The organism is Candidatus Streptomyces philanthi (assembly GCF_059553635.1).
This window is the reverse complement of the sequence record NZ_JCANQV010000007.1, coordinates 36699-57022: the sequence shown is the minus strand read 5'-3', so window position 1 is coordinate 57022 and position 20324 is coordinate 36699. Positions and strand designations below refer to the sequence as shown.

The following is a 20324-nucleotide window of genomic DNA, read 5'->3' as shown; positions in this document are numbered from 1 at the left end:
CTGGGGTGGGCAGCCGCGGCACGGGCACCGGCCACGCCTCGTGCGTGGCGGCGGACGCGTGTCCGGGCCGTCGCACACCGCTCGGCGCCCCGTGGGGACCGGCGGTGGACACGGCCCGGACGTCAACCCGCCTTGGACGCCTCCGCGAGAATCCGGTCGAGGGCGGCGTCGAGGGTGTCGCACACCTCTTCCGTGCCGAGCGGGACCAGGCGGTCCGTACGGTCGAGGAACGCCACCAGGGGCGGTGCGCTGACGCGGAAGAGCGCGCGGTCACCGCCGACCTGGAGGCTGATGAAGACATCGCTGAGGTGTCCGCCGGAGGCGGGTTCGATGCGTACGTCCCCTTCGCCGGACGGGCGGCTCAGCCCGTCGAGCAGCAGTTCCCGGCTGAAGGCCCAGGTGACGGGCACATCGCCGGGAAGGTCGAAGGTGAGACGGACGGCGTAGGGATCGGCGGCGTCGAAGTCCAGCTCCACCGGGATACGGAATGCGAGTTCCTCCGAAACGAGAAAGCTCATGATCACTTCTGCCTGAACTGTGTCGGTCATCAACCACTGCCCCGCACTTCATCAGAGATGGCCGGGTTTCAACCCCCGTGGCCCTATTGACGCCATCGTCTGTCACGTGCAAGCAGATCACAAGGAGTGAGTTTTCAGATACTGATAGAGAATGCGAGTGTCGTTAACACGGACTCGGCCTTCGTGCGTAGCTGATCAGTGACGAAGCGCAATCGGTGCTGTTCCTCGGCGGGGAGCGAAACCGCCAGGGCGGCCGCCGCGGAGCCCACCTGGATGGGGATGGCGGAGCATACCGTGCCCATGGCATATTCCTGCTGATCGTACGCGACCAGCCCGCGACGCACCGTGTTCAGACGGTGTCTCAGGTCCCCCTCCGAGCTGACGGAAAACGGCGTTATCGAGTGCACGGGATGGCGGGACAGATGCTCCCGCCGGCTCCGTTCGTCGAGCTGGGCGAGCAGGCACTGACCGATGGCGTGGGCATGCGCGGTCGTTCGGAAATCCACCCATTCGTCCACCGGCGGACGCCGGGGATCACCACTGACGGCGACCACCTCGACCTCGCCCTCGCGGTAGACGGCGAAGTAGAGGGCGGCGTTCAGTTCCTTGCCCAGAGCGTCCAGCACCTCGGTGATCCGGCGGCGCTGCCTGCGGCGCGCCCCCGTCCGACCGAGGGCCGCGGCGGCCTCACCGAACACGAAGACGCCGTTGACGCGGCGCAGATAGCCCTCGTGGGTCAGGGTCCGCAGCAGGTGGTAGGTCGTGGGGAGCGGAAGTCCGGTCTCTCTGGCGAGTTGCTTGGCGGGAGCCCCTTCGGCGTGCTCCCCCACCGCTTCGAGCAGGCGCAGCGCGCGCTGCACCGAGCCGATCAGGGTGGGGTGGGAAATCGATTCCTCGTTCACGTCGGTCACTGACAACCCCCTGGTCCGAACGCCGCGGGGCGCCAGGCCCCCAGCCGCGGGACCGTTCCCGCGCCGCACGCGTCTCCCGGGGGGTCGCCGCCGTGGACCCGGTCCCGCCTCACCCCGTTATTTTCCGGAACGTCAACCTCCGGAAGACGCCTGAGACGGCACTCTAACTTGGCCGATCAGAGAGGTAACCCGATCGGCCTGCGAGTTAACTCACCTGGCGCACGTCTTGACCTGCGGTCACCTAACGGAGTGCCATGCGCACCAGTCGTGAGTCACCCGGTCCCCGCACACCAAGGCGCCCCGCTCCGGGAAGGGGAGCGGGGCGCCGGGCGGAGGTCGTCGGAAGGGCCTACCAGTCGCTCTTCGACGACGACGAGGAGGACGAGCCGGTGAACCGGCGCACCAGGTAGATCACCCCCGCGATCAGCGCCGCCGCGATCAGGATCTTGAACAGCAGGCTGATCAGGAAGCCCACGGCCGTCGCGATCAGACCGCCGAACACGACGATCAGCACCACGGGCACCACGACCCAGGTGACCCACCACGGAAGCCCTGCGAATATCCCCTTACCGGCCATCGCTCTGCCCTGCTTTCTGCGTCTGTCGCCTCGGTGCGTCTGCCACGTCGGAATGCCCGTCGTACCGGTACCGCCGACCACGTTCCGCGCCTGCGGCCTCACGTCGCCGATCCCCGTCCCTCCCGATGCTAGGGTTCCGCGCCACCCGGTGGACGCCCCGCGTCCCCGGACCTTCCCTGAACCGTCCCCTACGGGTCCCGGCCCCGCCCGTCAGCTCTCCGGCGGAGAGAAGACCACGATCACCCGCAGATCCTCGCTGATGTGGTGGAACTTGTGCGGCACCCCCGCCGGTACGTACACCACGCTGCCGCGCGCCACCGTCTGCGTCTCGTCCCCGACGGTGATCGCCGCCCGGCCGCTGACCACCATGTACACCTCGTCCTGGGCGTGCGGCGCCTGCGGATCGGTGCTCCCGGCGTCCAGCGCGTACAACCCGACGGACATGTTCCGCTCCCGCAGGAACTGCAGATACGCGCCGTTGTGCGCGGCCCGTTCCGCCTCCAGCTCGTCGAGTCGGAAAGCCTTCATCCCGTTCGCACCCCTCAATGGTCCGGTCTCGTCTGCGACGATCTCACCATGAAGAATTTCGTGGTCAAGACGATCGCCAACGCCGCGGCGCTTGCCGTGGCCATCTGGCTCCTCAGTGGCATCACGCTCACCGGGGAGAACACCGGCCGCAAGGCCCTCACGCTGATCCTCGTCGCACTGCTCTTCGGGCTGGTCAACTTCCTGGTGAAGCCCGTGGTGAAGCTGCTCTCCTTCCCCCTCTTCCTCCTCACCCTCGGGTTGTTCACCCTCGTCGTGAACGCCCTGATGCTCCTGCTCACGTCCTGGCTCGCCGGAAAGTTCCAGCTCGCCTTCCATGTGAGCGGCTTCTGGACTGCGGTACTCGGCGGCGTGATCATCTCGGTGGTCTCCTGGGCGATGCACATGCTGCTGCCCGACGAGGACTGACGGAAGGGAACCGGCCGTGACCGCCGCATTCCGCGTCTGCTTCGTCTGCACCGGCAACATCTGCCGCTCGCCGATGGCCGCTTCCGTCCTGCGTGCCCGCGCCGCCGGGGCCGGGCTCGGCGACCGCGTCGAGATCACCAGCGCGGGCACCGACGGCTGGCACGAGGGCGAGGACGCCGACCCGCGCACCGTCGCCGTGCTGGAGGCGGCCGGCTACCCCACCGCGCACACCGCCCGGCGGTTCACGGCCGACCGGTTCGCCCGGCTCGACCTGGTGATCGCGCTCGACGGCGGCCATCTGCGGGCACTGCGCCGCCTGGCCCCCACCGCGCGCGACGCCGCCAAGGTGCGGCTGCTGCGCTCCTACGACCCCGGCGCGGACCACCTCGACGTCCCCGACCCGTACTACGGCGGCCCGGACCGCTTCGAAGCCTGCCTGGACATGATCGAAACGGCGGACGAGGGCCTCCTGGAGGCGATCCGCACCGCCCTCGCCTCCGGGCGGCCCGAGGACGCCGCACCCCACTCCTGGAAGGACAGCGCATGACCGGCGACAGCACCCGGGCCGTACGCGCCGGACTGCCCGAGGCGGAGCCCTGGCAACCGGCCCTCCCCGGACCGGTGTTCGCGGCCCACTTCCACCTCCCCGGCGAACCCACCGGCCCGTACACCTACGGCCGCGACGCCAACCCCACCTGGACCGGTCTGGAATCGGCCATCGGCGAACTGGAGTCGCCGGACGCGCCCGCGCACACCGTGACCTTCGCCTCCGGGATGGCCGCGATCAGCGCCGTCCTCTTCTCCCTGCTGCGCTCCGGCGACGTGGCGGTCCTGCCCGACGACGGCTACCAGCTGCTGCCCGCCGTCCGCACCCGGCTGGAGAGCTACGGCATCGAGGTCAGGACCGCCCCGACCGGCGGTGACGCCCAGCTCGACGTGCTGGACGGCGCCCGGCTGCTGTGGCTGGAAACCCCATGCAACCCCGGGCTCGACCTCTGCGACGTCCGGCGGCTGGCCGACGCCGCGCACCGTGGGGGCGCGCTCGTCGCCGTCGACAACACCCTCGCCACCCCGCTCGGGCAGCGCCCGCTCGACCTGGGCGCCGACCTCTCCGTCGCCAGCGGCACCAAGGCCCTCACCGGCCACGGCGATCTGCTGCTCGGGTACGTCACCACCCGCGACGCGGCGCTCGCCGACTCCGTACGGCTGTGGCGCAAAACCGTCGGCGCGATCCCCGGCCCCATGGAGAGCTGGCTCGCCCACCGCTCGCTGGCCACCCTCCCGCTCCGGGCCCGCGCCCAGGCGGCCGGGGCGCTGGCGCTCGCCGAGGCGCTGCGCGAGCGCGACGACGTCACCGGGCTGCGCCACCCCGGCCTGCCCTCCGACCCCGGCCACGCCCTCGCCGTGCGGCAGATGCGGCCGGGAATGTTCGGCTGTGTGGTGTCCTTCGTCCTGCCCGACCGGGACCACGCGGAACGGTTCCTCGCCGCGCTGACCCTGGTCGACGACGCCACCAGCTTCGGCGGCGTACGGTCCACGGCGGAGCGGCGGGGCCGGTGGGGCGGCGACGCCGTCCCGGACGGCTTCATCCGTGTCTCGGTCGGCGTCGAGGACCCGGAGGACCTGGTCGCGGACGTCCTCGCGGCCCTGGACACGGCGCGGGACGGGGGCTGAGGCGCCGCCGGGCCGGTCCTGCGCGGGCACGGCGTCCGGGTGGTGGAACGACGGCGTCCGCAGGGTGGGCGAACGCCGTCCCGACCGAACGGGCCTGGTGCTGCTGGGTTTCGTGAGGCGCCGACTGCGGCATCTGTCCCGTATGACCGTACGTCCCGTCGTCAAACGCACCGCCCGGGCGATTCTCCTGGACGGCACCGACCTCGTACTGATCAAGCGCACCAAGCCGGACCGTTCCCCGTACTGGATCACTCCCGGGGGCGGCGTCGAACCCGGGGACGCCACGGTCGTCGCCGCCCTCCACCGCGAACTGGACGAGGAGCTGGGGGCGAAGGTCACCGACGTCGTCCCGGCGTTCGTCGACACCGTCGAGCACTTCGGCGACGACGGGGTGGACGGCGTGAAGGTGCAGCACTTCTTCGTCTGCCGACTGGAGTCGATGGACCCGTCCCGGCGGCACGGCCCGGAGGTCGACGCCCCGTGCGGCGCGTACGAGATCGTCCGGGTGCCGTTCACCCGCGTCGGCATCGCCTCCGTCGAGGTCGTCCCGCTGTCCCTGCGGCACTACCTGGACGGCAACATCGAGGGCGTGCGCGCGCTGCACGCCCCCGACCTGGGCTGAGACCGGCCGCGCCGCGGGCTCAGCAGCGCGGCCGCCGTGCCGCTGCCACGCCGAAGTAGTCGCCGCCCTTGCGCCGCCGGTCGTCGCTGCCCCAGGCCCGTTCCTCGCGGGAGCGGACGGGCACCTTCTGGAGATGCGGTATGTGTTTGGCGCAGTGGATGTACGCCTCTTCCACCTCGGCCGTCACCCAGAGCCGCGCCCGCCTCCCCGGTACCGGGTCGACCGGCAGACCGGGGTAGCGCAGCCGCATCTCCTCGTCCGGTGTCACCCGCGCCCGGCCGTTGATGTGCAGCCCGATGCGGTCCCGGGTGAAGTCGATCATGAGGATGCCCAGTCGCGGGTTCTCGGTGATGTTGCCCAGGGAGGCCATGACGCCGTTGCCCCGGTACTCGGGATAGGCAAGTAACCGGTCCCCCAGCACCCTCACGAACCCCGGCGGCCCGGCCCGGAACGTGGAGTCACAGGAGCCGTCCCGGTCCGCGGTGGCCAGGAAGAACATCTCCTGCCTCGCCACGAACTCCCGCATCGGCCCGTTGAGATGGTCGAGCACCTGCTCCGCGGCGAAACGCTCGGCCCGTGCGCTGGTGCCCATGGCCTGCTGGAGCAGACGCTCGCCCCCGGGGCCGTCACCCGTCCGTTCGTCGTCCTGCGCTGCCACACCTTCACCCTTCTGCCGAAACCAGCTCCCCGAGGGAGTCGTGCCGCATACGGTCGGACGGTGCCCCGGTCCCCACGTCGCGGATCAAGCCGGGTGGCTCGAAGAGGTACGCGTCGTACTCCCGCCACGGGCCGTAGTGCCGTACGGCGTCGGCGAGTTGATCCCGGACACCGTTGGTCGGCCCGGCACCGGCCGGACCGGTGGCGACGACCGGGCGCACCGACAGCCACGGATGGCCGCGCTCCAGGCGCGGCATCGCGTCGAAGTCGTAGAGATCACGGTCGCTGCGGGCCCCTCACCGACCACCGCACGGCCTTCGCACCCCCGGCAGCCCCACGGGCACCGTCCCCTTCCGGATACCGTGGCCGGCCCCGTTCCGCCGGAGCTCCGCGGGCCCCGCAGGACACCACGGCACATTCCGCACGGCCACCGGAACCGTGATACTCCCCGCCGGGGGCGGTTCACCACGCCATGGGCGGAATCTTTGCGAAAACCGTAATCAGCGGCCGGTGCGCCCCAGTTCGTACGCCTCCCGGAGGTCCCGTCCGCGGTACGCGCAGGAGGCCAGCGCGCTGACGTGGTGATCCCCGTTCACCGCGACGGACACCGGGACGGCCGAGAACAGGTCGGCGTCCGACATCGAGTCCCCGTACGCCACACAGTCCTTTCGGGTCAGCCCGAAACGCGCGCACAGCTCGTCCGCTATCCGGACCTTCGCCGCGGACGAGAGGATGCCCGCCGGCTCCACCGGCTCCCGGAACGGCAGCTCCGGCCAGCGCGAACCGTGTGCCGCGTCGGCGCCCCACGCCAGCAGCCGTTCGACGAAGAAACCGGGCGAGAGCGAGATCACCGCACAGCGCTCACCGCGCGCCCGGATATCGCTCCACACATCCCGGATACCGGACAGCCAGGGAGCGTTCTCGAACGCCGCCGCCACCTGCGTCTCCGTCAGGCCGTCCGCCCAGAGGTCGCACGCCCGCTGGGCGAACCGCGGCGGCGTCAGCTCGCCGGCCGCGAACCCGCGCTCCAGCTCGGCGATCTCCCGCTCCAGCCCCAGCTGCCGCGAGATCTCCACCGCGGCCGCGGAACCGTAGAGCAACGTCCCGTCCATGTCGAACAGATGCAGCTTGGCCATGTGCGCAGCCTAGGCTTCCCGGGGCAAGGCCCTGCCGGGGGCCGCGCCCCCTTGCACCGGCGGACGGTCTCCGGAGGCACCCCCTAAGGTCACGCCCATGAGCCCTGTCGAGATACGCCCCGCGACCGCCGCCGACCTGCCCGAGATCGTCGCCATGCTGGCCGACGACCCCCTGGGCGCCACCCGCGAGACCCCTGACGACCTGGCGCCCTACCGGGCCGCGTACGAGACCCTGGCCGGCGATCCGCATCAGCATCTGGTCGTCGCCGTACGCGACGGACGCACCGTGGGCACCCTCCAGCTCACGGTCATCCCTGGCCTCTCCCGCCGCGGCGCGACCCGCTCGGTCATCGAGGGCGTACGCATCCACGCCGACGAGCGCGGCAGCGGCCTGGGCACCACGCTCATCGAATGGGCCATCGCCACCTCGCGCACCCTCGGCTGCCGGATCGTCCAGCTCACCTCGGACACCAGCCGCGTCGACGCCCACCGCTTCTACGAACGACTCGGCTTCGAGGCGACCCACCTGGGCTTCAAGCTCACGCTCTGACGCCCGGCCCCGGCGCGGCCCGCACTCCTATTACCCCGGGTTACCCCTGGTCATCGGAGGACGGTGACGCGTCCGGAGTATCCATGGGGCCTCCCGTGCGGCCGCGCCGTGCGCGGTGTGCCTTCTGGCGGCAGGCACCACCGCAGTACCGTGCGGGCCGCCCGGTTCGCGCCGGGGCGAGCGGCCCGCCACACACCTCACACCGGGTTCCGTTACGATTTTCTGCCTGGATCGGGAGTTCCGTTACTCCACGACCTGCCCGCAGGCCGTCGCAGAGCAGCGCCGTGGCCCGCCCCCCGAACGCCGTCTCCCCCTCCGCGCTCCGCCGTTCCATGGCGGCGCAGCCCGCCAGCAGTACCCGGACGTCCTCCGGGGTGACGTCCTTCCGTACCGCGCCCGCATCCTGGGCCCTGGCTAGCAATACCCCCAGCGCATCGGCGAAATCCCGCCCGAACCCGGCCTGCCGCGCGTCACTTCCGTGCGCCTCTTCCAGTACCTCGCACAGGGCCTTGTTGCCGGCGGCGTGCCGCACCACCGAGCCCAGGAAACGGAAGAAGACCTCGCCGGGATCGGGCACATCCGCCAGGTCCCGCGCGGCATCGGTGAACAGCTGGATCCGGTCCGCGACCGCCGCCCGGAACAGCGCCTCCTTGGACGGAAAGTGCCGGTAGACGGTACCGGCCCCCACCCCCGCGCGTCGAGCGATCTCTCCAAGCGGAACCCTCAACCCCCTTTCCTCGAAGGCGGATCTGGCCGCCTGGAGCACCAGCGCACGATTGCGCCGCGCATCCGCCCGAACGGGTGATGTACCGGCATCGGCCATCCGTGTCTCTCCCTGAAAACCGACGGCAACCCCTTCGGCAAAGCCCGGGTTGCAAGCGGGTTGTACGTTCCGATTTTACGGAACACTTTCGGGAAGGTCCTCAGCGACGTGACGGGAGACGCGATCAGCGCGAGGCGATCACGAGAGCGACGGACGAGCCGGCCGCCGAAAGCGGGGTTCGAGAAACGAGGGCGACCCGAGAGAGAGGCCCAGGGAGAGCAGAAGCCGTCGAGAGCGCGGTAGCGCGCACGCGCCTCTCGTTCCGTTGCACCCGTTCCGTTTTTACGACCAGGAGAAAAGCACCCCCAAGCCTCGATGGCGTGACACCGGGGCAATTCGAGAGCGAGGGCCGCAGGCACGTCCAGGTGCCCTCGCGAAAGCCCTCTTCGCCCAACTCTCCTTCAGGTTGAGGAAGTTGAAGATCAACAGGGAGGTCCCGGCAGGGAATCCCCCACGAAATCGGCTGACGCCTCAGCGCATTCCACGGCGGCCCGCCGGCCCGGGAGAACACCCAGGACAGATCGGTGACCCCCAGGGCCCTCCACCTCTTCGGACTCCTGACGGCTGGGGCATCGCTTGAGGCGCGCCCATGGCAGCGGTAGCGGCCCTTTGCGCCAGCGCCTACCCCAGGACTTCAGCTGGAGAGACCACCTCTCACTCGCCCCCGAAGGGCATCAACATCCCTACATCAACGGCCACTTGCCGCTCCCTGTACACAAAACGGGGCCTGGTTTCACGTGAAACCAGGCCCCGCGTCAGGGTTCATCGTCCGCAGCCCACCCGGGCTGCCCAGTGGCTCGCCCGCTCAGGAGCCGACGGCCTCCACCGTCGCGTCCCAGGCCGCTCCGGCCGCCTCGGCCGCCGCGTCGGCGTCCACGTCCGCCCCCAGCGCTCGCAGGCCCTCGGCCAGCACCGCCAGGGAGGCCAGCACCACCTCGCGGTCCGCTGCGCGGCCGTAGTGGTTCACCCGGATCATCTCCTCGGCCAGCGCCCCGGCGGCGGCCTGCACGGGAACGTTGCCGTCGGCGGCGAGCGCCGCGGCCACCACGTCCCTCGCGTCCACCCCTTCGGGGGCACGCAGCGTGGTCGCCGCCGGTGCCGCGTCCTCGTCGCGGATCACATACGGCGTCAGCCCGCCGAGCGCTCGCACACCGGCCCGGACCGCCGCCGCTGCCGCACGGTGACGGGTGATGACCGCGTCCAGGCCCTCGGCGCCGACCCGGTCCACGGCCTGCTCCAGGGCGAGCATCTCCAGCTGCGCCGGAGCGTGCGGCAACGCCGTGCGGCCGCCGTCGATCCAGCGCTCCTTCCAGTCCAGCAGCGACAGGTACGAGCGCCGCGGCGCCTGCTCGTTGGCCATGATCCGCTCCCAGGCGCGGGCGCTCACCGAGACCGCGGAGACCCCCGCGGGCCCCGCCAGCGCCTTCTGCCCGCCGATCACGCACAGGTCCACGCCCCATGCGTCGGTGAGCAGCGGCTCCGCCCCCACGGACGCCACCGCGTCCAGCATCAGCAGCGCGCCGTGCTCCCGCACCACGGCACCGATCTCGGCGACCGGGTTGGTGTTGCCGGTCGCCGCCTCGGCGTGCACCAGGCTCACGAACTCGATCTCGGGGTGCTCCCGCAGCGCGTCCGCGACCTGCTGAGCACTCACGGCCCCCGTGAACGGCGCGGAGAGGGTGATGACCTCGGCACCGCAGGACCGCAGCCAGCCACCGAACGTCTCCCCGTACGGCCCGGTGATGACATTGAGCGCCGTGGAGCCGGGCCGTACGGCGGAGCGGATGCACGCCTCCAGCGGCAGCAGCGCCTCGCCCTGCGTCGCCACGACATCGCAGCGGGTGTGCATCAACGCGGCGACCTTGTCCTCGATCCGCGCGAAACGCGCCGCGTCGAGCGGCGGCAGATCGAGCAGAACCGGGGCGTCGGCGTTCACAGTCACGGCAGTCACAGCGACCTTCCAGCGGTAGCGAGCCGCGCGGTGCGGCGGCCCTGGACATCTCGCTCGACTGTACGTCCGTGCCTCACAGGGCCGCCGTACGGCCCGGACCGCCGTCACGTGCGGCCCGCGCCCGCTCAGACCCGCCAGCCCTCCGGGTCCACCCCGCCGGGCACCGTCCCCGCCGGAGCATAGGGCTCCCTGGTGAAGACGAACGTCCCCAGGTCCAGATGGCTGACCGCCCCGTCGGCGGTCCGCTCCACGCGCAGGGTCTCGCCCGTGTAGTAGCCGTCCAGGCCGGTCCAGGTGCCGTCGGGTTCCGCGCGGAACCGCGAGCTGCGGCCCGTTCCGGCCAGCGGGGTGAGCTCCAGTCCGCGTGCGGCGCGCAGCCGCAGCGCGAACGGGTGCGCGCCCCAGTACCAGGGGCCGGTCAGTGCGAGCAGGTCCGGGTCGAGCGGGCCGGGCAGCGGCCGCCACGGTTCGGGGATGCGCGGCTCGCGCTCCGCGACGATCTCCAGCAGATCGGCCGCCAGCCCGCTGATGGCGGGGCCGGACGTGCAGTTGGCCAGCGCGATTCCCGCGAGGTCCTCCTCCGCGTCGGTCCACAGCGCGGCCAGGAACCCCGGCATCGACCCGGTGTGCCCCGCCAGACGGCGCCCGTCCGCGGTCCGCCGCCCCGCGTCGGGGCCGACCGCGTCCCGCCGTACGAGCTGGAGCCCGAGGCCGTAACCCCCGTCCCAGTCCTCCCCCACCGGCGGCACTGCGGGCGCCCGCATTTCCGCGACACCGTCCGCGCTCAGCACGCGCTCGTCACCGCGCAGTAGGAACGCGGCCCAGTGGCAGAGGTCGTCCACCGTGGACCACAGCTGGCCGGCCGGCCCCATCGGGCCGGTGTCGTGCAGCGGCTCGGGGAGCAGTGCGTCGGCCCAGGGATGTACCGCCCAGCCCACCGTGTGCGGTGCCTTCGGCCGGAGCGTCGTCCGGAGCATCCCCAGCGGCTCCAGCACCTCGTCGCGCAGTACCTCGCCCCACGGTGTGCCGCCCCGCAGCCGTTCGACGACGGCGCCCAGCACGGCGTAGCCGGTGTTCGAGTAATGGTGCTGCCGACCGGGAACCAGGCGTCGGGGCCGTTCGCCGAAAAGGTCGGCGGTTCCGGGCCGCAGTGTGCCCTCGGTCCGCTCCCACCAGGGCCCACGCGGTTCGGCGGCCAGGCCGGAGCTGTGGCTGAGCAACTGGGCGAGGGTGACGTCGCCCACCGGAGTCCCTTCCAGGTGCCTGCCGACCGGGTCGTCCAGCCCGAGCAGTCCCTCGTTCCTCAGCCTCATCACCAGTACGGCGATGAACGTCTTGGTGAGCGATCCGATCCGGTACTGCACTCCGCTCCCGGACGGCTCACCGTCCGCGGCCCGCGCCCCGGTCCACACGACCTGTCCGCCCCGGACGACCGCCCCCGTCATCGACGGCGCCCGTCCCTTGGCCTGCCCGACCGCCAGCCGGCGCAGCAGCGCCCGCCGCGTCTCCGGCAGCAACGCGGCGAACTCGTCCCCGCCCGGCCCGTCTCCGGTCGCGTTCTCGTACTCGGGCTCGGCGGATTCCGCGGACGGTGCGATGGTCATCGTGCTCCTCAACGGCCGTTCCAGCTCCAGCGCATACGGACGGGCACCCCGCCCGCCGCCGCTCACTCTCCCTCGACCGACGCGCCCCGCCAACCCCGCCGCCCCGACCGCAGGGGCGCGTCACAGCCGCCTATCCGGCCGCCGCGGCCGCGATCGCCGCGCCGAGCATCGCCTGCTCGTCCTCCGGAAGCCGGCGCGACGCGTGCACCGAATGCAGCGCGGACCGCAGCCGCATCACATCCTCCGCCGTCCCCAGACACCCGAGATACGCGGGCAGTGTCAGTCCCAGCGCCATGAGTTCCGCCCGCGCGCACCACCGCGTCAGCAATTTCCCGACCCGCGCCTCGACCTCCGCCGGAAGCGCCCGCCCGGCATCCGGCGCCGTGTCCCGCAGTCCCTCCGCGACAGCGAACCGGATCCAGTCGCTGTACTGCCCTTCGGGTAGGTCGCCCACCCGTGCAGCGGCCCGTACGAAATGCTCGCGGGCCGTGTCGTCCCGTCCAAGCTGCCGCCATGAGTGGCCCAGTTTCACGTGAAACGAAGGGTAGAACCCGCGGACGCGTTCGTCGCCCACCCGGTCCGCGCGCTCCAGGCACTCCTGGTTCCAGCGGAGCGCTTCCTCGGGGGTGTCCTGGTGCCGGGCGACATAGTGCGCGGCGATGCATGCCTCATAGTCGTCGGTGGCGCTCTCCCACGCCTCTTGGAACAGCGCGAGGGCCGCTCCGCCTGCCCCGGCGCGTAGAACCGGTACCCCGTCACCCCATCCACCCGGGCCGGCCGCAGCACCCCGCAGTCGTCGTAGAACCGCAGCGCACTCGGCGCCACCCCCACCCGCCGCGCGAACGCGCCGATCCCCAGCAATTCCCCGCTGTCCATGACCGCGATTCTGGAACCTCAAGCAACCTGAAGGTCAAAGCCGACGACCAGCGAGCGCGCCTCAGCCGCCGCACCCGGCGGTTCGGCGCTGCTCGGCGCGGTGGGCGGGCATCGAGGATGCGTTGCCATGCCGGTGGTGTCTCGGCGATACGGGAAGAGACCAGATTCAGGTGGCGCGGCCTACTCCGGCGCCTGGAAGCCACCGATCGCCTGCTCAAGGAGTTCGGCCAGCCTCAGCGGGGTGCGGTCCTCGAACATCGGGCCGATGAGCTGCACTCCCACCGGCAGGCCCTCGGGCGACCGGCCCGCTGGTACGGCGGTGGCGGGAAGACCGGGCATGGTGGCCAGACCGGCCCAGACGAGCTGGTCGAAGTACGGATACGCGACGCCGTCGATGTCGATCCGGCGATTCATCAGGTCGGGGTTGTGGTCGTGAGGGAACGCGGGAGTGGGCGTGATCGGACACACCACGGCGTCGAACTCGGTGAACAACTGCCGCCAGCCGTGGCGATGGAGCTCGCGACGGTTGTTCGCCCCGATCCAGTCGCGGTGGCTGAACACCATGGCGCGCAGCCGCGCCGCATCGAGACCCTGGTCGTCTGCGCTCAGTCCGGCGGCGCGGACCTGCAACTGTTCGTACGCTTCGACGGGAAAACGTGCGACGGAACCCGAGAACAGGAACTGCATGTAGAGCACCGCGGCCTCGGCCAGGTCGGGCAGCAGCGGACTGTCCCGCTCGACGCGGGCACCGCCGTCCACAAGCGCGTCGGCCACCCGGCCCACGCCCGCCCGCACAGCGGCCCCGGTCGGAAGAAGTGGATGCTCGTCGAGGACCAGGACCCGGAAGTCGCGAAGCCGCTCGTGGCGCGCGGGCGGCAGCGTCAGGTGGTACGCCGTCCCGAGCGTCAGCGGGTCCGGTCCAGCCATGACGTCGAGCAGGAGCGTGAGGTCGCGAGCGGTGCGTGCCATCGGGCCGGCGACGGCGAGGTCGTGCTCGACCGGCAGGACCGGACCGGGCGGCGCGAGCATACCGCGGCTCGCCACCAGCCCGAGTGTTGGTTTGTGCCCGTAAATGCCGCAGAAATGCGCGGGAGTGCGCAAGGAACCGGCGAGGTCGGAGCCGATGGACAGCGCGCCGAATCCGGACGCGAGAGCAGCCGCCGATCCGCCGGAGGATCCGCCCGATGTACGACGGTGGTCCCACGGGTTATTGGTGGTGCCGTAGATCTCGTTGAAGCTCTGTATGTCCTGCAGCCCCAGGGGCACATTGGTCTTCCCCAGTATCACCGCGCCCGCGGCCTTGAGCCGCGATGCCTGCACCGCGTCCTCGGCCGGCATGTGGCCCCGGTGCGGCGGCAGCCCCCAGGTCGTGGGCAGACCCGCGACGTTGCAGGACTCTTTGACCGTCACCGGAATGCCGAGCAGCGGCCGGTCCTCACCGCGGGCGCGCGCCCGGTCGGCACCGCGCGCGGCGGCCCGTGCACGGTCGAAGTCCGGCACACAGATCGCGTTGATCGCATCGTTGTCCCGCTCAATACGGGCGATCGCCTCATCGGTCAGTTCCGCCGAGGTCACTTCCCCGGCACGCAAGGCAGCCGTGAGTTTTTCGGCCGTCAGAAAATTCCACTCCATGAATCCGACCGTATGCGCCTTCGAAAAGGGCACGAAATCCCGTTTCATACAATGGGGTTGGGGATTTCCGAAAACTCGTGGCGGCCTCTCCGGCCACGGAGGTCAGGCACCGATCACGTCTGTGCCATGTCCACGAACCGCGAGTAGTGGCCCTGGAACGCCACCGTGATCGTCGCGGTCGGGCCGTTACGGTGCTTGGCGACGATCAGGTCGGCCTCGCCGGCGCGGGGGGATTCCTTCTCGTAGGCGTCCTCGCGGTGCAGCAGGATGACCATGTCGGCGTCCTGCTCGATCGAACCTGATTCACGGAGATCCGAGACCATCGGCTTTTTGTCCGTGCGCTGTTCGGGACCACGGTTCAGCTGGGACAGCGCGATGACGGGGAGTTCGAGTTCCTTGGCGAGCAGCTTGAGGTTACGTGACATGTCCGAGACCTCCTGCTGGCGGCTCTCGGCGCGCTTGGAGCCGCCGGACTGCATCAGCTGGAGGTAGTCGATGACCACCAGTTTCAGTTCGTTGCGCTGCTTGAGGCGCCGGCATTTGGCGCGGATCTCCATCATCGACAGGTTCGGCGAGTCGTCGATGTAGAGGGGTGCCGCGGAGACGTCCGGCATCCGGCGGGCCAGTCGCGTCCAGTCCTCGTCGGTCATGCTGCCGGACCGCATGTGGTGCAGCGCCACGCGCGCCTCGGCGGACAACAGACGCATCGCGATCTCGTTGCGTCCCATTTCGAGGGAGAAGATCACGCTCGGGAGGTTGCTCTTGATGGAGCACGCGCGGGCGAAGTCGAGCGCGAGGGTGGACTTACCCATGGCCGGGCGGGCCGCGATGACGATCATCTGGCCCGGGTGCAGGCCGTTGGTCAGGGCATCGAGGTCCGTGAAGCCGGTGGGCACGCCCGTCATCTGGCCCTGGCGCGAGCCGATGGCCTCGATCTCGTCGAGCGCGCCCTCCATGATGTCGCTGAGGGGGAGGTAGTCCTCGCTGGTGCGCTGCTCGGTGACGGCGTAGATCTCCGCCTGCGCGCGGTTGACGATCTCGTCGACGTCGCCGTCGGCTGCGTATCCCATCTGCGTGATCCGGGTACCGGCCTCGACGAGGCGGCGCAGCACGGCCCGCTCGTGGACGATCTCTGCGTAGTACTCGGCGTTCGCGGCGGTCGGCACGGACTGGACGAGGGTGTGCAGATACGATGCGCCGCCCACTCGGCCGATCTCGCCGCGCTTGGTCAGCTCGGCCGCGATGGTGATCGGGTCGGCCGGCTCGCCCTTGGCGTAGAGGTCGAGGATCGCCTGGTAGACCAGCTCGTGGGCGGGGCGGTAGAAGTCCTCGCCCTTGAGGACCTCCACGACGTCCGCGATGGCGTCCTTGGACAGCAGCATGCCGCCGAGCACGGACTGCTCGGCGTCCAGGTCCTGCGGCGGGACGCGTTCGAAGCCGCCGGCCCAGGAGCCGTCGTCCTCGCGGTCGGGCCGGTCACCGCGTTTGCCCTCGCCCCGACGGGAGCGGGCGGCCGGCAGCCGGCCCTCCGGACCGGAGTCCGCCCAGGTGTCATCCATGGGCTCGGGAATGCTCACCCCGGCACCTCCTCCCGTCCGCGGCGCGGACCTTGCCGTGCCCCTTCTTTCTTACGGCACGGCTCTGACAATCGAGACGCCCGACTGCGGTTACGGCGCGTCGAGTTCGGATGGTCCTCCGGCCGGACGAGACGGCGGGCGCCGCACCACGGTAGGCCCGCGCGCACCGTCCGCCAATCTGGTTATCCACAGGCCATGTGGATGACCGGCCCTCTTCTGTGGAGAACTCCCCGGAACCTGTGCACAGCACGGGGGAAACTACTGTGGACAAGCACACAATCACCCCACTCGCACCGCTCTGACCTGCACCTTTCTCATCCATAGGCTGTGGGGGAGAAAAACTTCGGCAACCTGTTCAAGATCGCGACAAACGGCACGGAGAAGGGAGCTCCGCACCACGGAAAGTAAGGAGTGAGAGCCCTTTACATCTCTTACCTGTGGAAGATTAGATTGTGCGCATGACACAGGCTCCCGCGACGCCGCGGCACACCGCCCGCCGCCACGACCGCGAGATCATCGCGCTCGCCCTCCCCGCCTTCGGCTCCCTCGTCGCGGAACCCCTCTTCGTCATGGTGGACAGCGCCGTCATCGGCCACCTCGGCACCCCCCAGCTGGCCGGCCTGGGCGTCGCCGCCGCGCTGCTCACCACCGCCGTCTCCGTCTTCGTCTTCCTCGCCTACGCGACCACCGCCGCGGTCGCCCGCCGGGTCGGCTCCGGTGATCTGCCCGCCGCCATCCGGCAGGGCATGGACGGCATCTGGCTCGCCCTCCTCCTGGGCGCCGCGGTGATCGCGGTGGTGCTGCCCACCGCTCCCCGGCTCGTGGAACTCTTCGGCGCCTCCGGCACCGCCGCACCGTACGCCACGACCTATCTGCGCATCAGCACACTCGGTATCCCCGCGATGCTCATCGTGCTCGCCGCCACAGGGGTCCTCCGCGGCCTCCAGGACACCAGGACCCCCTTGTACGTGGCCATCGGCGGTTTCTCCGCCAACGCCGCGCTCAACCTCGGCCTTGTCTACGGTGCCGGACTCGGCATCGCCGGCTCCGCCTGGGGCACGGTCATCGCCCAGTGCGGCATGGCGGCCGTCTACCTCGCCGTGGTGATCCGCGGGGCCCGTCGGCACGGTGCCTCGCTGCGGCCCAACGCGGCCGGGATACGGGCGAGCGCCCAGGCCGGCGTGCCGCTCCTGGTACGCACCCTGTCGCTGCGCGCCGTCCTCATGATCGCCACCGCGGTCGCCGCTCGGCTCGGTGACGCGGAGATCGCCGCCCATCAGATCGTCCTCACTCTCTGGTCCCTGCTCGCCTTCGCCCTCGACGCCATCGCCATCGCCGGACAGGCGATCATCGGCCGCTACCTCGGCGCGGGCGATCCCGACGGCGCCAGGGCCGCCTGCCGCCGCATGGTCCAGTGGGGCATCGCCTCCGGCGTCGTCCTGGGCCTCCTCGTCGTTCTCGCACGGCCGCTCTTCGTCCCGCTCTTCACCTCGGACCCCGCCGTACGCGACCCCCTGCTCGTCACCCTGCTGGTCGTCGCGCTCGTCCAACCGGTCTCCGGCATCGTCTTCATCCTCGACGGGGTGCTGATGGGCGCGGGCGACGGGCCCTATCTGGCGGGCGCGATGCTGGTGACACTGGCGGTCTTCGCCCCGGTGGCGCTCGCCGTGCCCGCCCTCGGCGGCGGATTGACGGCCCTGTGGTGGGCCATGGGTCTGATGATGACCGTCCGCCTGCTGACACTGTGGCTGCGGGCCCGCTCGGGCCGGTGGATTGTGATCGGAGCCTCCCGCTGACCCTCGCCCAATCCACGAAGTGATGTTGATAATGACCGTGTGCGACTGCTTGCCAGGAAATCCGTCCTGCCTCTGACGTTGGTGGTCCTCGGAGCGGCCACCGTGGTGGGCTATGCCACGGAACAGGGCGGAACATCCGGTGATGCCCTCGCGGCCGGCGGGCACGGCGGCTTCGGCAAGTCGGGTGAGCCGGGCGAGTCCGGCGAGCCACCTCGCGACCAGGACCCCTCGGCGACGGCGCCGACCGACGAGGGCAGCGCCTACACCCCCCGTCGTACCGAGGAGAACGCCCGGATTGGCGCGATCTTCGAGAAGGACGACTCCGGCGACCACTTCTGCACCGGGAGCGTGGTGCAGAGCCCCGGCCGCAACATGCTGGTCACCGCCGCGCACTGCGCCGTCGAGAACTCGACCGGGAAGCCCGTCGACGACCTGGTCTTCGCCCCGGACTACCGCGACGGCGACGAACCCACCGGCCTGTGGAAGGTCAAGAAGGTGATCGTCGACGACCGCTGGAAGAAGTCGAACGACGAGGACTTTGACGTCGCCTTCCTCATCCTCGACGACAAGAAGGGCAAGAAGATCGAGGACGTCCTGGGCGGCAACAGTCTCGGCACCGACCGCGGCTACCACAACGAGGTCAAGATCACCGGCTATCCCACCAGCCGCAATACCCCGATCTCCTGCCAGAACCGCACCACGAAGTACAGCGACACCCAGCTCCGCATCCAGTGCACCGACTTCGAGGGCGGTACGAGCGGCAGCCCCTGGCTCATCGACTTCGACGACAAGAGCCGCTCCGGCACCGTCATCGGCGTCCTCGGCGGCCATGAGGGCGGCGGCGACGAGGACGACGTGTCCTACGCGGTGTACTTCGGCGACGAGATCGCGAAGCTGTACCAGCGGGCCCAGGACGAGGACTGACCGTACCCACGGCGAAGGGCCGCACCCCGGTGACGGAGTACGGCCCTTCGGCGTGACGCTACGGTGCTCAGGCGGCGATGACCTCGACGCCGAGCTTCGCGACGACCTCGGCGTGCAGACGCACGGAGACCTGGTGCGCGCCCAGGGTCTTGATCGGCGAGCCCAGCTCGACGCGACGCTTGTCGACGTCCGGACCACCGGCGGCCTTGATCGCCGAGGCGACGTCGGCCGGGGTGACGGAGCCGAACAGGCGGCCGGCCTCGCCGGCACGCACGGCGAGCTTCACCTTGACGCCCTCAAGCTGGCCCTTGATCTCGTTGGCCTGCTCGATCGTGGCGATCTCGCGGATCTTGCGACCGCGGCGGATCTGCTCGACGTCCTTCTCGCCACCCTTGGTCCAGCGGATCGCGAAACCGCGCGGGACCAGGTAGTTGCGGGCGTAACCGTCCTTGACGTCCACGACGTCGCCGGCGGTGCCGAGGCCGGAGACCTCGTGGGTGAGGATGATCTTCATGATTCGGTCACCCTTCCCTTAGCGCGCAGTGGAGGTGTAGGGCAGCAGCGCCATCTCACGGCTGTTCTTCACGGCCGTGGCGACGTCACGCTGGTGCTGGGTGCAGTTGCCGGTGACCCGGCGGGCACGGATCTTGCCGCGGTCGGAGATGAACTTCCGCAGCAGGTTCGTGTCCTTGTAGTCGACGTAGGAGATCTTCTCCTTGCAGAACACGCAAACCTTCTTCTTAGGCTTGCGAGCAGGCGGCTTCGCCATTGTCTCTCTCCAGTAAATTCAAGAAGTGTGTGCTGACGCCCTTGGGCCCCAGGCCGTTCCGCTGTGCCGTTTCACGTGAAACAACGCGTCGTTTCACGTGAAACAGCGCACGCGAGCGGCCGTACGGACCTAGAAGGGCGGCTCGTCCGAGTAGCCGCCGCCGGAGTTTCCGCCGGAGTTCCCACCCCAGCCACCGCCGCCACCCTGCTGGCCACCGCCGGCAGGACCGCTGGTCGCCCAGGGGTCGTCGGCGGGAGCACCGCCGCCCTGCTGGCCGCCGCCGGGGCCGCCGCCCCAGCCGCCGCCACCCTGCTGACCACCGCCGAAGCCGCCGCCCTGGCCACCGCGACCACCGGTCTTGGTGATCTTGGCCGTGGCGTTCTTCAGACTCGCGCCCACTTCCTCGACGTCGAGCTCGTAGACCGTGCGCTTCACGCCTTCGCGGTCCTCGTACGACCGCTGCTTGAGACGGCCCTGGACGACCACGCGGGTGCCCCGCGTGAGGGACTCGGCGACGTTCTCCGCCGCCTGACGCCACACCGAGCAGGTCAGGAACAGGCTCTCGCCGTCCTTCCACTCATTGGTCTGACGGTCGAAGGTGCGGGGGGTGGACGCGACGCGGAACTTCGCGACCGCCGCACCGGACGGGGTGAAGCGCAGCTCGGGGTCGTCGACAAGATTGCCGACGACCGTGATGACGGTCTCGCCTGCCATGGGGGAACCTCTCGGCGGGTGTGCTGCTGGCTGCTGGTGTTGCTGCTACTCGGACCCGA

General features: G+C 70.5%; 24 protein-coding genes. 7 read left to right on the top strand and 17 right to left on the bottom strand.

Annotation, left to right across the window (positions count from 1 at the left end):
- Positions 1–122 precede the first annotated feature (122 nt).
- The 4 genes from AC51EU_RS02360 to AC51EU_RS02345 form a co-directional block, all read right to left on the bottom strand.
- A complete protein-coding gene (locus tag AC51EU_RS02360; RefSeq protein ID WP_496264904.1) occupies positions 123–548 on the bottom strand; it encodes an SsgA family sporulation/cell division regulator in 426 nt (141 codons plus the stop codon).
- 104 nt (positions 549–652) lie between these two features.
- Entirely contained in the window at positions 653–1429 is a 777-nt protein-coding gene (locus AC51EU_RS02355) for an IclR family transcriptional regulator (RefSeq protein WP_496264903.1), read from the bottom strand.
- A 349-nt stretch (positions 1430–1778) separates the two neighbouring features.
- On the bottom strand, positions 1779–2006 hold the full coding sequence (locus tag AC51EU_RS02350; protein WP_496264902.1) for a DUF5326 family protein: 228 nt from the start codon (positions 2004–2006) through the stop codon (positions 1779–1781).
- 210 nt (positions 2007–2216) lie between these two features.
- Complete coding sequence (locus AC51EU_RS02345) at positions 2217–2534, bottom strand: cupin domain-containing protein (RefSeq protein ID WP_496264901.1); 318 nt, start codon at positions 2532–2534, stop codon at positions 2217–2219.
- Positions 2535–2582: 48 nt separating this feature from the next.
- On the opposite strand from AC51EU_RS02345, the gene AC51EU_RS02340 reads away from it, so the two are divergent.
- The 4 genes from AC51EU_RS02340 to AC51EU_RS02325 all read left to right on the top strand — a co-directional run bounded on the left by AC51EU_RS02340 (position 2583) and on the right by AC51EU_RS02325 (position 5256).
- On the top strand, positions 2583–2960 hold the full coding sequence (locus AC51EU_RS02340; protein ID WP_496264900.1) for a phage holin family protein: 378 nt from the start codon (positions 2583–2585) through the stop codon (positions 2958–2960).
- Positions 2961–3033: 73 nt separating this feature from the next.
- Positions 3034–3507, top strand: coding sequence for a low molecular weight protein-tyrosine-phosphatase (locus AC51EU_RS02335; RefSeq protein ID WP_496264906.1), 474 nt, complete (start codon positions 3034–3036; stop codon positions 3505–3507).
- Entirely contained in the window at positions 3504–4634 is a 1131-nt protein-coding gene (locus AC51EU_RS02330; RefSeq protein WP_496264899.1) for a cystathionine gamma-lyase, read from the top strand. Before AC51EU_RS02335 ends, AC51EU_RS02330 begins: the two co-directional genes overlap by 4 nt.
- Before the next feature lie 142 nt (positions 4635–4776).
- The gene (locus AC51EU_RS02325) at positions 4777–5256 is read left to right on the top strand and encodes an NUDIX domain-containing protein (protein WP_496264898.1); all 480 of its coding nucleotides are present in this window, start codon (positions 4777–4779) and stop codon (positions 5254–5256) included.
- A 19-nt stretch (positions 5257–5275) separates the two neighbouring features.
- On the opposite strand, the gene AC51EU_RS02320 is transcribed toward AC51EU_RS02325, so the two are convergent.
- The 3 genes from AC51EU_RS02320 to AC51EU_RS02310 form a co-directional block, all read right to left on the bottom strand.
- Positions 5276–5914, bottom strand: a complete 639-nt coding sequence (locus AC51EU_RS02320; protein WP_496264897.1) for a pyridoxamine 5'-phosphate oxidase family protein — start codon at positions 5912–5914, stop codon at positions 5276–5278.
- Between the two features lie 4 nt (positions 5915–5918).
- Positions 5919–6170, bottom strand: coding sequence for a hypothetical protein (locus tag AC51EU_RS02315; RefSeq protein WP_496264896.1), 252 nt, complete (start codon positions 6168–6170; stop codon positions 5919–5921).
- Between the two features lie 243 nt (positions 6171–6413).
- The gene (locus AC51EU_RS02310; RefSeq protein ID WP_496264895.1) at positions 6414–7049 is read right to left on the bottom strand and encodes an HAD family hydrolase; all 636 of its coding nucleotides are present in this window, start codon (positions 7047–7049) and stop codon (positions 6414–6416) included.
- 97 nt (positions 7050–7146) lie between these two features.
- Here AC51EU_RS02310 and AC51EU_RS02305 point away from each other — a divergent pair, with 97 nt between their 5' ends.
- Complete coding sequence (locus AC51EU_RS02305) at positions 7147–7599, top strand: GNAT family N-acetyltransferase (protein WP_496264894.1); 453 nt, start codon at positions 7147–7149, stop codon at positions 7597–7599.
- A 40-nt stretch (positions 7600–7639) separates the two neighbouring features.
- Here the strand turns inward: AC51EU_RS02305 and AC51EU_RS02300 are convergent, their stop codons facing one another.
- From AC51EU_RS02300 to dnaB, 7 genes are all read right to left on the bottom strand, one after another.
- Complete coding sequence (locus tag AC51EU_RS02300) at positions 7640–8422, bottom strand: TetR/AcrR family transcriptional regulator (RefSeq protein WP_496264893.1); 783 nt, start codon at positions 8420–8422, stop codon at positions 7640–7642.
- Between the two features lie 805 nt (positions 8423–9227).
- Entirely contained in the window at positions 9228–10373 is a 1146-nt protein-coding gene (locus tag AC51EU_RS02295) for a pyridoxal-phosphate-dependent aminotransferase family protein (protein ID WP_496264892.1), read from the bottom strand.
- A gap of 125 nt (positions 10374–10498) precedes the next feature.
- The gene (locus AC51EU_RS02290; protein WP_496264891.1) at positions 10499–11977 is read right to left on the bottom strand and encodes a serine hydrolase domain-containing protein; all 1479 of its coding nucleotides are present in this window, start codon (positions 11975–11977) and stop codon (positions 10499–10501) included.
- 130 nt (positions 11978–12107) lie between these two features.
- A complete protein-coding gene (locus AC51EU_RS02285; RefSeq protein WP_496264890.1) occupies positions 12108–12431 on the bottom strand; it encodes a hypothetical protein in 324 nt (107 codons plus the stop codon).
- Between the two features lie 74 nt (positions 12432–12505).
- Complete coding sequence (locus AC51EU_RS02280) at positions 12506–12853, bottom strand: MerR family DNA-binding transcriptional regulator (protein WP_496264889.1); 348 nt, start codon at positions 12851–12853, stop codon at positions 12506–12508.
- Positions 12854–13033: 180 nt separating this feature from the next.
- On the bottom strand, positions 13034–14485 hold the full coding sequence (locus AC51EU_RS02275) for an amidase (RefSeq protein WP_496264905.1): 1452 nt from the start codon (positions 14483–14485) through the stop codon (positions 13034–13036).
- A gap of 113 nt (positions 14486–14598) precedes the next feature.
- Positions 14599–16062 carry a replicative DNA helicase gene (gene dnaB, locus AC51EU_RS02270; RefSeq protein ID WP_496264888.1) on the bottom strand — a complete coding sequence of 488 codons (1464 nt, stop codon included), beginning with the start codon at positions 16060–16062 and terminating at the stop codon, positions 14599–14601.
- A 458-nt stretch (positions 16063–16520) separates the two neighbouring features.
- On the opposite strand from dnaB, the gene AC51EU_RS02265 reads away from it, so the two are divergent.
- Both AC51EU_RS02265 and AC51EU_RS02260 read left to right on the top strand, forming a co-directional pair.
- Positions 16521–17858 carry an MATE family efflux transporter gene (locus AC51EU_RS02265; RefSeq protein WP_496264887.1) on the top strand — a complete coding sequence of 446 codons (1338 nt, stop codon included), beginning with the start codon at positions 16521–16523 and terminating at the stop codon, positions 17856–17858.
- Positions 17859–17897: 39 nt separating this feature from the next.
- Entirely contained in the window at positions 17898–18782 is an 885-nt protein-coding gene (locus AC51EU_RS02260) for a trypsin-like serine peptidase (RefSeq protein ID WP_496264886.1), read from the top strand.
- Between the two features lie 67 nt (positions 18783–18849).
- On the opposite strand, the gene rplI is transcribed toward AC51EU_RS02260, so the two are convergent.
- The 3 genes from rplI to AC51EU_RS02245 form a co-directional block, all read right to left on the bottom strand.
- Positions 18850–19296 carry a 50S ribosomal protein L9 gene (gene rplI / locus AC51EU_RS02255; RefSeq protein ID WP_496264885.1) on the bottom strand — a complete coding sequence of 149 codons (447 nt, stop codon included), beginning with the start codon at positions 19294–19296 and terminating at the stop codon, positions 18850–18852.
- 18 nt (positions 19297–19314) lie between these two features.
- A complete protein-coding gene (rpsR, locus tag AC51EU_RS02250; RefSeq protein WP_003978893.1) occupies positions 19315–19551 on the bottom strand; it encodes a 30S ribosomal protein S18 in 237 nt (78 codons plus the stop codon).
- Between the two features lie 129 nt (positions 19552–19680).
- Complete coding sequence (locus AC51EU_RS02245) at positions 19681–20265, bottom strand: single-stranded DNA-binding protein (RefSeq protein WP_496264884.1); 585 nt, start codon at positions 20263–20265, stop codon at positions 19681–19683.
- Between the last annotated feature and the right edge of the window lie 59 nt (positions 20266–20324).